General features: G+C 63.1%; 10 protein-coding genes and 1 pseudogene. 5 read left to right on the forward strand and 6 right to left on the reverse strand.

From position 1 onward, the window contains the following. Positions 1 to 10: 10 nt before the first annotated feature. The 6 genes and pseudogenes from gyrB to dnaA form a co-directional block, all read right to left on the reverse strand. The gene (gene gyrB, locus BVC93_RS12040; protein WP_442929079.1) at positions 11 to 2074 is read right to left on the reverse strand and encodes a DNA topoisomerase (ATP-hydrolyzing) subunit B; all 2064 of its coding nucleotides are present in this window, start codon (positions 2072 to 2074) and stop codon (positions 11 to 13) included. Between the two features lie 170 nt (positions 2075 to 2244). Further along, entirely contained in the window at positions 2245 to 2823 is a 579-nt protein-coding gene (locus BVC93_RS12045) for a DUF721 family protein (RefSeq protein ID WP_083737452.1), read from the reverse strand. Continuing rightward, complete coding sequence (gene recF / locus BVC93_RS12050; protein ID WP_083737453.1) at positions 2820 to 3974, reverse strand: DNA replication/repair protein RecF; 1155 nt, start codon at positions 3972 to 3974, stop codon at positions 2820 to 2822. Before recF ends, BVC93_RS12045 begins: the two co-directional genes overlap by 4 nt. A gap of 7 nt (positions 3975 to 3981) precedes the next feature. After that, positions 3982 to 4875, reverse strand: a complete 894-nt coding sequence (gnd, locus tag BVC93_RS12055) for a phosphogluconate dehydrogenase (NAD(+)-dependent, decarboxylating) (RefSeq protein WP_083737455.1) — start codon at positions 4873 to 4875, stop codon at positions 3982 to 3984. 31 nt (positions 4876 to 4906) lie between these two features. After that, positions 4907 to 6108: pseudogene (gene dnaN / locus BVC93_RS12060) on the reverse strand (DNA polymerase III subunit beta). 560 nt (positions 6109 to 6668) lie between these two features. Then, positions 6669 to 8189: a chromosomal replication initiator protein DnaA gene (dnaA, locus tag BVC93_RS12065; protein ID WP_083740982.1), complete on the reverse strand. Its 1521-nt coding sequence runs from the start codon at positions 8187 to 8189 to the stop codon at positions 6669 to 6671. A gap of 595 nt (positions 8190 to 8784) precedes the next feature. Here dnaA and rpmH point away from each other — a divergent pair. The 5 genes from rpmH to BVC93_RS12090 all read left to right on the forward strand — a co-directional run bounded on the left by rpmH (position 8785) and on the right by BVC93_RS12090 (position 11354). Beyond that, the gene (gene rpmH, locus BVC93_RS12070; protein ID WP_005142265.1) at positions 8785 to 8928 is read left to right on the forward strand and encodes a 50S ribosomal protein L34; all 144 of its coding nucleotides are present in this window, start codon (positions 8785 to 8787) and stop codon (positions 8926 to 8928) included. Positions 8929 to 8950: 22 nt separating this feature from the next. After that, complete coding sequence (gene rnpA, locus BVC93_RS12075) at positions 8951 to 9307, forward strand: ribonuclease P protein component (RefSeq protein ID WP_083737456.1); 357 nt, start codon at positions 8951 to 8953, stop codon at positions 9305 to 9307. Beyond that, positions 9304 to 9591 carry a membrane protein insertion efficiency factor YidD gene (gene yidD / locus BVC93_RS12080; protein WP_083737458.1) on the forward strand — a complete coding sequence of 96 codons (288 nt, stop codon included), beginning with the start codon at positions 9304 to 9306 and terminating at the stop codon, positions 9589 to 9591. Before rnpA ends, yidD begins: the two co-directional genes overlap by 4 nt. Continuing rightward, the gene (gene yidC, locus BVC93_RS12085) at positions 9584 to 10651 is read left to right on the forward strand and encodes a membrane protein insertase YidC (protein ID WP_083737460.1); all 1068 of its coding nucleotides are present in this window, start codon (positions 9584 to 9586) and stop codon (positions 10649 to 10651) included. Before yidD ends, yidC begins: the two co-directional genes overlap by 8 nt. Positions 10652 to 10781: 130 nt before the next feature. Beyond that, positions 10782 to 11354, forward strand: a complete 573-nt coding sequence (locus BVC93_RS12090; RefSeq protein WP_083740983.1) for a Jag family protein — start codon at positions 10782 to 10784, stop codon at positions 11352 to 11354. The last annotated feature ends 6 nt before the right edge of the window (positions 11355 to 11360 follow it).

Below are 11360 nucleotides of genomic sequence, written 5' to 3' on the forward strand. Positions count from 1 at the left end.
ATCCTCAGGGTTAAACATCAAGGAAGCGAACGTCTTTGGCATTGCGGGTGATAAAGCTGCGACGTGCTTCGACGTCCTCACCCATCAGGATGGAGAACAGTTCGTCGGCGGCCGCGGCGTCGTCGAGAGTGATCTGACGCAGCACCCGCACCGAGGGGTCCATGGTGGTTTCCCACAGCTCCTTGGCATCCATTTCGCCCAGACCCTTGTACCGCTGGATACCGTCGTCGGCGTTGATCTTCTTACCCGCGGCGCGCCCGGTTTCGAGAAGGCCGTCGCGCTCGCGGTCTGAGTACGCGAACTCCGGCTCGCTACGTTGCCATTTCAGCTTGTACAGCGGCGGCTGGGCCAAGAACACGTGTCCGTTCTCGATCAGCGGGCGCATGAACCTGAACAGCAGTGTCAGCAGCAGCGTCGAAATGTGTTGGCCGTCAACGTCGGCATCAGCCATCAGCACGATCTTGTGATAGCGCAGCCGGGCAATGTCGAACTCGTCGTGGATACCGGTGCCCAAAGCGGTGATGATGGCCTGGACTTCGGTGTTCTTCAGCACCCGGTCGATGCGGGCCTTCTCCACGTTGATGATCTTGCCGCGCAACGGCAGGATCGCCTGGAACATCGAGTCACGGCCGCTCTTGGCCGAGCCGCCGGCGGAATCACCCTCCACCACATACAGTTCGGACTTGCTGGGATCGGTGGAGCGGCAGTCGGCCAGCTTGCCAGGCAGGCCGCCCAGATCGGTGGCACTCTTGCGCCGCACCAGCTCTCGGGCTTTGCGCGCAGCCATCCGGGCCTGCGCCGAGGAGACCGCCTTGTTGACCACGATCTTGGCTTCGGCCGGATTCGCGTCGAACCAGTGCTGCAGTTCCTCGTTGCAGATCTTCTGCACAAACGACTTGACCTCGGTGTTACCCAGTTTGGTCTTCGTCTGCCCTTCGAACTGGGGCTGAGACACCTTCACCGAGATGACCGCGGCCAGGCCTTCGCGGATATCGTCGCCGGTGAGGTTGGGATCCTTGTCCTTGAGCAGTTTCTTGTCTTTGGCGTACTTGTTCACCACGGTGGTGAGTGCGGCGCGGAACCCTTCTTCGTGCGTGCCACCTTCGTGGGTGTTGATGGTGTTGGCGAAAGTGTGCACGGACTCCGAGTAGCCTGCGTTCCACTGCATCGCAATCTCGACCTCGTGACCAGGTCCCTTGCCGTCGAAGTCGATGACACTGGCCTGGATCGCGGTCTTGGTGCGGTTGATGTGCTTGACGAAATCCACCAGACCACCCGGGTAGTGGAAGGTGCGCTTCTTGATCTTGTGCGGCGCAGTTGATTCGGCGGCCTTCTCCTCCGCTGACTTCGGGGCTTCCGCGGTGTCGCTCACCACTTCGTCGACCACCTCGACCGCGGTCACCCGCTCGTCACTGAGGTTGATGGTCAGACCCTTGTTGAGGAAGGCCATCTCCTGCAGTCGGCGTGCCACGGTCTCGAAGTCATAGGTGGTGGTTTCGAAGATGTCAGGGTCGGCCCAGAATCGAATGGTGGTGCCGGATTCGCGGGTCTTGCCGCCCTGCCTCAAGGTTCCCGGCACGGAGCGGTCATAGGTCTGAAACCATTCGTAGCCGTCCTTGCGGACATCGGCTTCCAGCCGCGTGGACAGCGCGTTGACGACGGAGACACCCACGCCGTGCAGGCCGCCGGAGACCTGGTAGGCACCTTCCTCGAATTTGCCGCCGGCGTGCAGGACCGTCATGACGACGTCGATGGTCGGGATACCAGTGGAGTGCATGGCGACCGGAATGCCACGGCCGTCATCGGCGACCTCGACGCCACCGTCTTCGAGGATCCGGACGTCGACCTTGGTGGCGAAGCCGGCCATGGCCTCGTCCACCGCGTTGTCGACGACCTCCCAGATCAGGTGGTGCAGACCTCGCTCGCCCGTGGAACCGATATACATGCCGGGCCGTTTCCGAACTGCCTCGAGTCCTTCGAGAACCTTGATCGAATCGGCACCGTACTGGTCTTGGGCAGCCACGTTGGACGCGTCTCCTTGGGGTTGTGCATGCGCGGCCGAGCACCGCTGCAGGTATTACCTTGCGATTCTACCGCTTGCTGCAGACAGGACTGGAGCTCAGGGCGCGTTTCCAGCCAGCTAGTTGAGCCGTGCGCAAGATTTTTTGGATATAGGTGCCTCACGAGGGCTTCCACGTGAGATTCCGCGCTTCTTGCGCCTCTCAGCCGATAAGATGCAGAGCCTCAACCGTAGGTGTCGCGGGGACCACGCCCGGCGATGTGTCGGGGGCCCTTGCGCCACGACGGAGCTGTGGGTCCGGTGATCTTCATCGACGTCACCACACCGTCGCCCACGGCGGCGGCGATCTTGGCCAGCAGTTGTGACTGGACCATCCGCAACTGCGTCGCCCAGGCGGTGGACTCGGCGGACACACTGAGCACTCCGTCGCGCAGCGACGTCGGCGTGGCGTGGGAAGCGATCTGTTCGCCGACCACCGTGTTCCACTGTCCGAAAACTGCGCCCTCGGCCACCTGCTTGTTCCAGCCGCGTGTGGCCGCAAGATCGCGGACCGCGGCGGCGAGCGTCTGCGGATCACGTCGGTCCGGACCCGGACCCGACCAGGCCCGCCTGCTGCGAGCGCCGCCGACGCGCTTCGGCGCGGGGGAGCGGCCACCGCGGCCGGTGTCCTTACCCTGACTCCTGGCCGCACCGCGGGCCTCTTCCAGAGTGCGCCGAACCAGATCCATCCCCGACAGATGGGCCAGATGCGGGGGAGGTTTGACGGGGCCGTCCTCGGAATCGAACGAGTTCTCGTTCGTCATGATGTCACCACCGAAATTCGTCCGTGATCGGATTCTTGCAGATCAACACGGATCCGTCGGACATCCCACTCTGCCGGTACATCCTCTTCCACGGCGGCGGTGACCAGAACCTGCTCTGCCGAGGCAGCCACGGCAGCCAGCGCCCGACGGCGCGCATTGTCCAGTTCGGCGAAGACATCGTCGAGAAGCAACACCGGGTCACTGCTCTCTTGGCGCAGCAGCTCATAGGACGCCAGCCGCAGCGCCAAGGCCATGGACCACGATTCTCCGTGGCTGGCATAACCTTTCGCTGGCTGTTCCCCCAGCCAGAGCTCCAGATCATCGCGGTGCGGACCCACCAGGCAGACACCTCGTTCGAGTTCGGCATCACGGCGCCGGGCCAGTGCGTCCAGCAGCGCCGCCTCCAGGAACTCGACATCCTCGGCGGCACCAACTTCTCGCACCTGCTCCACCGAACTCCGGTAGTTGATCGACGCGGGCCGCGACGGCGGCGCCAGCACCTGGTACGCCTTCTCGACTTCGGGTCCCAATGCCGCGACAAGCTGCAGCCGGGCGGCGATCAGCTCAGCACCATGCGCTGCCAGATGCCCGTCCCAGACATCGAGGGTGTCCAGCACCGAACTGTCTCTGCGATACCGACCGCCGGTAGCGGTTTTCAGCAGAGCTGTTCGCTGCTTGAGCACTTTGTCGTAATCTGTACGGACAGCAGCTATTCGGGGTCTCCGCACCGTTGCCAGGTCATCGAGATACCGGCGTCGTTCACTGGGGTCGCCGCGAACCAGCGCCAGATCTTCCGGTGCGAACAGAACTGCATGCAAGACACCGAGCACTTCACGTGGGCTCCGAACAGGGGACCGGTTGAGCCGGGCCTTGTTCGCCCGGCCGGCCGCGATCTCCAGATCCACCGCCAGTTCCCGACCCTCGTTCACCACGATTGTCGATACCAGTGCGCGTCCGGCACCTGACCGGATCAGCGGCGCGTCGGTTGCGACTCGATGCGAATTCAAGGTCGACGAGTACCACAGCGCCTCAACCAGATTGGTTTTGCCGTGGCCATTCGGACCGATGAAGACCGTGCGTCCCGGTTCGAGATCCAGGTCGACAGTCTCCCAGGAGCGGAAATCGCGCAAGCCGAGGTGGCGGACGAACACTTTGGCCCTAGCCGGACAGCCCGATCCGCTTGACCGCATGCCCACCGAATTGCTTCCGCAGTGCGGCAACGGCTTTCATGGTCGGCGAATCATCTTGGCGAGACAGGAAGCGGGCGAACAGCGAAGCCGCGATTCCCGGCACGGGCACACGCAGTCGGATGGCCTCTTCCACGGTCCACCGACCCTCGCCGGAATCCTCTGTGTAACCACTGATCTCAGCCAGGTCGGGATCTTCCTTGAGTGCCTTGGCCAGTAGCTGCTGCAGCCATGAGCGAACCACAGTGCCGTTGGTCCACGCCTGGAACACCGCCTGTGGATCCTTGACCAGGTCTTCGGCGGCCAACACCTCGTAGCCCTCGGCGTACGCCGTCATCAACGCGTACTCGATGCCGTTGTGCACCATTTTCGTGAAGTGGCCCGCACCAACAGGTCCGGCGTGGACGAAGCCGTCTTCTAGGGCTCCCGGCGGACGCAGCGTGTCGAAGATGGGCATCAGGCGTGCGATGTCGGCGTCACTGCCGCCGACCATCAGTCCGTAACCTTCGGTGAGTCCCCAGATTCCGCCGGACACGCCGGCGTCGACAAAGCCGATTCCCTTCTGGCCCAACAGTTCTGCGTGGGGTGCATCCTCGGTGTAGCGCGAGTTTCCGCCGTCGATCACCAGGTCACCCTCGCTGAGAACCTCGGCCAGGCCGACAATCGTCTCATGGGTGATGGGTCCGGACGGCACCATCACCCAGACCACCCGGGGGGCTTCCAGGGCTGCAGCCAGTCCCGCCAGATCGGGCACATCGCTGACCTCCGGGCGTGGGTCGTAACCCACCACCTCATGGCCACCCTGGCGTAGCCGCTCGCGCATGTTGAAGCCCATTTTGCCCAACCCGACAAGACCCAACTGCATGCGAATACCCTTCCTCGACGAATAGGAACAATCAGCCCGGGAGACGGACGGGCATCAGCAGATACACATAGTCCGTCTGCTTCGCCGGAAACGGACCACTGCCGGTAGGTGCTGCTTCGGTGTCATCGCCGGAAGCCGGCCGCAGCACTGCCGGCTTGCTCGGGTGGTGAACCCGAAGGCCACCCGGTCAGAATGCAGCGAACTGAGCCCATCGGTGAGATAAGTCGGGTTGAACGCGATGGTCAACGGCTCGCCGGCGAATTCCACCGCGAGATCCTCCTCGGCGCGACCCACATCGTCAGCGCCGGCCGACAGACGCAGCACGCCGTCGCCGAACTCCATCCGCACCTGCGCTCCACGATCGGCCACCAGTGCCACACGCTTGATGGCTTCGGTGAGCTCGGCAACACCCATGGTGGCGACGGCGGTGTGCTCACTGGGCAGCAGCTGGCGGAACTTCGGGAACTCGGCGTCGAGAAGACGTGTGGTGCTGCGCTTGCCACTGCTGCGGATACCGAGCAGACCTTCCTTGCCCACGGTGGGTCCGGATCCCAGCGACAGGTGAACGTCGGTTCCGGAGGTCCCGGTCTTGGCGGCCTCGGCCAACGTCTTGGCAGGAACCAATACGGCTGCTTCGGTGTCCGGGCCTGTTGTCGACCAGGTCACTTCACGGACCGCCAGACGGAATCGGTCGGTGGCGGCGAGCACCACGTTGTCCCCCGAGATCTCCACCCGGATACCGGTGAGCATGGGCAAGGTGTCGTCGCGGCCGGCGGCCACTGCCACCTGGCCGATGGCTTCTGCGAACAGATCAGCGGCCACCATCCCGGTGTCGTCGGGCAGGGTAGGCAGCGTCGGGTAGTCCTCGACGGCCATGGTGGGCAGCGAGAACCGGGCACTACCGCAGGTCAGTGACACTCGGGTGCCTTCGACGCTGACATCCACCGGCTTGTTGGGCAACGCGCGAGTGATGTCCGAAAGCAGCCGCCCAGATACCAAAACACTTCCAGGAGAGGCTATTTCAGCCGCAACCTGCACTTCGGCAGACACTTCGTAGTCGAATCCGGAGATGGTGAGCCCTTCATCGGACCCGGTCAGCAGCACTCCGGCGAGCACCGGGACGGTGGGTCGGGAAGGGAGACTGCGCGCAACCCATGCAACGGCGTCGGCGAAGTCATCTCGAACCAGGCGGAACTTCAGATCGGTCAGTCCCACGGTGGTGGCCACGGCCATAGCGTCCCTTCAATCACAAAATCAAGTCCAGCAAAGCTCATCGGTCGGCGGTCTGCCCACCGCCATGACGTCATCAACTCGAGCCCCGCCACAACGACCGTAGCCGCAGTCGAAGAACCACCGTAGAGCTTTCTCCTGGAACTTGAAAGCTAATCGATGGGGCCGACATCTGCGCTGCAAGACGCCGTCGCGCGGGTGTGGAGTGGATGTCCCCAAGGCCCTTCTGTTGGAAAGAGAATTAGAGATATAGATGAGTAACAGTATTAGGGGCTGTGCACACTGTGGATGACGGGGTTCCGATGCTGACCAGAGCGGTATCCGGCTGTGGAGAAGCAGTGGATCGTTGTGCGGACAACGTCGAGGGCCTGTGGACAACATGAAGTTGTGTGGTTCTCTCCCAGATTTTGGGCGGCCGGCAACCAGGTTGTCCACAGCGACGTCCACACGGTGAGTGGGGCTCGAGTGATCACTGTGACGAAACTTTTTCCGTGGATCGGCAGGACGCGCGGCGCGGCGACACGCCGACGACGTCGGTGATGACAAGAAAATGAGGGTGAGATTCAGCGCTTGGAGCGCTGACGAATCCGTGCGGTGAGCTCTTTGACGTGATCGAAGACCTCTCGGCGGTAAGCCATCTCGTTGAGGATCTTCTTCTGCGCGTACATCACCGTGGTGTGATCGCGGCCGAAGGCCTGACCGATCCGAGGCAGTGACAGGTCGGTCAACTCGCGGCACAGATACATCGCGATCTGCCGCGACTGCGCCAGTGCCCTGGTCTTGCCTGGCCCGCGCAGTTCCTCGACAGTGGTGTCGAAGTACTCGGCGGTGGCGGCCATGATGGTGGCGGCACTGATCTGCATGGTGCCTGCATCGGCGATCAGATCCCGCAGGACGATCTCGGCCAGGGCCTTGTCGATCTGGGTCTGGTTCAGCGACGCGAAGGCGGTGACGCGGATGAGCGCGCCCTCGAGTTCGCGGATGTTGCGTTCAATGCTGCTGGCGATGAGCTCGAGGACGTCGTCCGGAACGTCGAGACGTTCCATCTGCGCCTTCTTGCGCAGAATCGCGATGCGCGTCTCCAACTCGGGAGGCTGGACGTCGGTGATCAGGCCCCATTCGAAACGGGTCCGCAAGCGATCTTCCAAAGTGGCCAGCTGTTTCGGCGGCCGATCCGAGGAGATGACGATCTGCTTGTTGGCGTTGTGCAGCGTGTTGAAGGTGTGGAAGAACTCTTCCTGGATACCTTCCTTGCCCTCGATGAACTGGATGTCATCAACCAGCAGGACGTCGATATCGCGGTAACTGCGTTTGAACGCGACCTTGCGGTCGTCGCGCAGTGAGTTGATGAAGTCGTTGGTGAATTCCTCGGTCGAGACGTACTTCACGCGCATGCCCGGAAAGAGACGTTGGGCGTAATTGCCCGCGGCATGCAGCAGATGGGTCTTGCCGAGACCCGATTCACCCCAGATGAACAGCGGGTTGTAGGCCCGCGCGGGGGCTTCGGCGATCGCAAGCGCGGCGGCGTGCGCAAACCGGTTGGATGCGCCGATGACGAAGGTGTCGAAGGTGTACCGGCGGTTGAGGCTGGCACCTTCGGCGGCCGGCGACGGCTGGGTGTTGCGGTGGCCGTTGAAGTACGACGGCCAACTCTCGTGGGCGCTGGCTAGGGCCTCGCTGTCCTCGTCGACCTCGTCGGAGTCCGCGGGAGTGTCGGGAATCTCAGGAGTGAGATCGGTGACCAATGTCTGGGAACCGTCGCCGTCGGTGTCGGCGGGCGGGGCGATCCGGACACCGAGCTCGACGCGTTGGCCCAACCGGCGACTGAGTGCGTCTGTGATCTGAATGCGCAGGTGACGTTCGATCTCGTTCTGCACAAAGCTGCTGGGTACCGACAGCAGGGCGAAGCCCTCGACGATGGTCAACGGTTGCACCAGCTTGAGCCACGCACGTTGCTGCGGGGTCAGTGGGCGGACCAGGCTTTCCCCATTGGCGCCGTTCGCGGGGTAGGGGAGATCGCCGTTGAGTTCGGAAACGACCTCACTCCACATGCTGGCGAAGGTGGAACCGGGGTCATCAGTCAACGACAGATCCCCCTGATTCGAACAGCTTCCGTGCATAACCGACCAATGGAGAGCAACCATCCACAGAGTTATCCACAGATGTGGACAGGGCGACGGTTGTCCTCGTCTGGCAGTGTAGCGGCGACGCGATGTGGGTTCGATTCACAGACGGCCCGCGCTGATGACCAGGGCGGTGCGGTCCATGGAGGCTCTCGACCCGGCATCCTCGCTTCGTGGTCTCGGCCGTCCCGGTCGGAAACGGCATTGGCAGAAGCTAACAGTTTTATCTCGGAGTGCCAACCGTTCCACAACATTCCGGAAAGGTTCCGCCCGCACACCGCCGGCACGTGCGCGGGTTGATGCCGGTGACCCGTCTGAGGTTGGTGTTTCCGGTTCGGGCGGGCGGAGAACTAGCAGGTTTGACCCAGCGCAAGCACGTCAGTACCCTCGAACAGTCGCCCGAACGTCGGCGGCACGGCAGCGAACCCGGATTGGTTTGTCGATCCGTGTGAACCGCGCCGGTTACGAGCAAGACGCATGAGCTTACCAACGGCCATGGTGTTCGCCTGTGAATGCAGGTGGGTGTCGTGGCCAAACGCAACGAGGAGAGACAGCCGTGGCCAAGGGCAAGCGGACCTTCCAGCCGAACAACCGGCGCCGCGCGCGGGTGCACGGATTCCGACTCCGGATGCGCACGCGCGCAGGCCGCGCGATCGTGACCGGCCGGCGCCGCAAGGGGCGTCGCTCGCTGACTGCCTGATTCACACAGGCAGTCTCCGACGTTGCTCCCCGCGCAGTATCGGATGACCCGGTCCACCGACTTCGGTACCACCGTCAAATGTGGGGCCCGGGCGGCGCAGTCTGACCTCGTCGTTCATCATCGCTGCGACGAGGGCCATCCCGACGGGCCACGAATCGGCCTCGTCGTCGCCAAATCGGTCGGATCCGCTGTGGTGCGGCATCGTGTCGCCCGCAAGCTTCGCCATGTCGCCCGCACCGTGATCGACGATCTGGAGCCCTGTGACCGCGTCGTCATCCGGGCGCTGCCCGGGAGCGCAAACGCGTCGTCGACATCCTTGGACCGTCAGTTGAAAGCCGGGTTGAAGCGCACCCACCATGTACTGGGTGTGCGCAGATGAACCGACAACTGCCGGTTCGCACGCTGATCTTCCTCATTCAGCTCTACCGCCACACCGTCTCGCCGCTGCGATTGCCGACGTGTCGGTTCACCCCGACCTGCAGTCAGTACGCCGTCGATGCGCTCACCGAGTTCGGTTTGTTCCGCGGCTCCTGGTTGACGGTGGTTCGCCTGGCGAAGTGCGGCCCATGGCATCGGGGAGGATGGGACCCGATCCCGGAACGTCCCGACAGGACTCCAGACACAGATGCCGTGAGCGACGGCAGAAACGAGTCGTATGTTTAATTGGTTCAGCCTGGACTTCATCTACTACCCGGTCTCCGGGATCATGTGGCTTTGGTACAAGGCGTTCGCGTTCCTTCTCGGTCCGACAAACTTCTTCGCCTGGGCTCTGTCGGTGATGTTCCTGGTGTTCACACTGCGGGCCATTCTGTACAAGCCGTTTGTGCGACAGATCCGCACCACTCGTCAGATGCAGGAGCTGCAGCCCCAGATCAAGGCCTTGCAGAAGAAGTACGGCAAGGACCGCCAACGCATGGCGTTGGAAATGCAGAAGCTCCAGCGCGAGCACGGCTTCAATCCGATCCTGGGCTGCCTGCCGATGTTGGCGCAGATCCCGGTGTTCATCGGCCTGTTCCACGTGCTGCGGTCCTTCAACCGCACCCAGGGTGGCTTCGGCCAGCTCCAGCTGTCGGTGGCCGAGAACGCGCAGACCGCCAACTATTTCTTCAGCGCTGCCGACGTGCGGAACTTCCTGGACGCGAACCTGTTCGGTGCGCCGCTGGGCGCCACCATGATCCAGACCACCGGTCTGGATGCTTTCACCGTGTTCGACCGTACGGCGGTGATCCTCGTCGGTGTCCCGGTGATGATCGCCGCGGGTGTGGCGACGTACTTCAACAGCCGGGCGTCGATTGCGCGACAGAGCCCTGAGGCGGCGGCCAACCCACAGACCGCGATCATGAACAAGCTGGCGCTCTACGTCTTCCCGCTGGGTGTGACGGTGGGCGGTCCGTTCCTGCCGCTGGCGATCATCCTGTACTGGTTCGCCAACAACATCTGGACCTTCGGCCAGCAGCACTACGTCTTCGGCAAGATCGAAGAAGAAGAAGAAGCCAAGAAGCAGGAAGCTCTGGAGCGGCGGGCCGCCAACGCGCCTGCGCCTGGCGCCAAGCCGAAGAAGAAGGCCGGCGGTGCCGCGGCTTCCACTTCTGCCACCGATGAGTCGGGCGAGGCGACGGTGTCGGACGCCGATGGCGAGGCCGAGACACCCAAGACAACCGGGACAGCGCCGACGACCAACACTCCGCGTCCTGGAGCCAAACCCAAGAAACGTAAACGCTGACCGTGGCTCGTCGCTGAGGCGTCAATATCTGCCTCACGCGCAGCACAAGAGACCGACGCTGTGGTGCCCCTGACCTTCTGAGGTTCATCGGCAACGTGTGGAAGCCACAGTGTGACTGAGAGGGATGGAAATGACTGAAGCAGATACCACCGAACACCCCGTGGACACCGAGGTCGAGGCTCCCGAGACAGTGGAGTCCCAGGACGGCGGCGCCGTTGCCGAGGGCAAGTCAGGTGACCAGGAGGAGAAGCTGGTCGCCGAAGGCGAGATCGCCGGCGATTACCTCGAAGAACTCCTCGACATCCTGGACTTCGATGGCGACATCGATCTTGACGTCGAAGGCTCTCGCGCTGTGGTCAGTATCGACGGCGGTGAGGACCTGGTGAAGCTGGTCGGGCGCAAAGGCGAGGTTCTGGACGCGCTCCAGGAGCTGACCCGGCTGGCAGTGCATCAGAAGACCGGTGAGCGCAGCAGGCTGATGCTCGACATCGCAAGCTGGCGCCGTCGTCGTCGCGACGAGTTGGCCGCGCTTGGGGACAAGGTCGCCCGGAGGGTGTTGGAGAGTGGCGAGCGTGAGCAGTTGGCTCCGATGACACCGTTCGAGCGCAAGATCGTGCACGATGCTGTGGCAGCGGTTTCCGGTGTGCACAGTGAAAGCGAGGGCGTCGAGCCGTCGCGGCGTGTTGTGATCCTGGTTGACTGATCTAGT

The organism is Mycobacterium sp. MS1601 (assembly GCF_001984215.1).
GTDB lineage: Bacteria > Actinomycetota > Actinomycetes > Mycobacteriales > Mycobacteriaceae > Mycobacterium.

Excerpts from the sequence above, each read along its gene's own strand:
- BVC93_RS12045 (WP_083737452.1), bottom strand. The coding sequence starts at position 2,823 with ATGACGAACGAGAACTCGTTCGATTCCGAGGACGGCCCCGTCAAACCT.
- gnd (WP_083737455.1), bottom strand. The coding sequence starts at position 4,875 with ATGCAGTTGGGTCTTGTCGGGTTGGGCAAAATGGGCTTCAACATGCGC.
- yidD (WP_083737458.1), top strand. The coding sequence starts at position 9,304 with ATGAACCGACAACTGCCGGTTCGCACGCTGATCTTCCTCATTCAGCTC.
- yidC (WP_083737460.1), top strand. The coding sequence starts at position 9,584 with ATGTTTAATTGGTTCAGCCTGGACTTCATCTACTACCCGGTCTCCGGG.
- BVC93_RS12090 (WP_083740983.1), top strand. The coding sequence starts at position 10,782 with ATGACTGAAGCAGATACCACCGAACACCCCGTGGACACCGAGGTCGAG.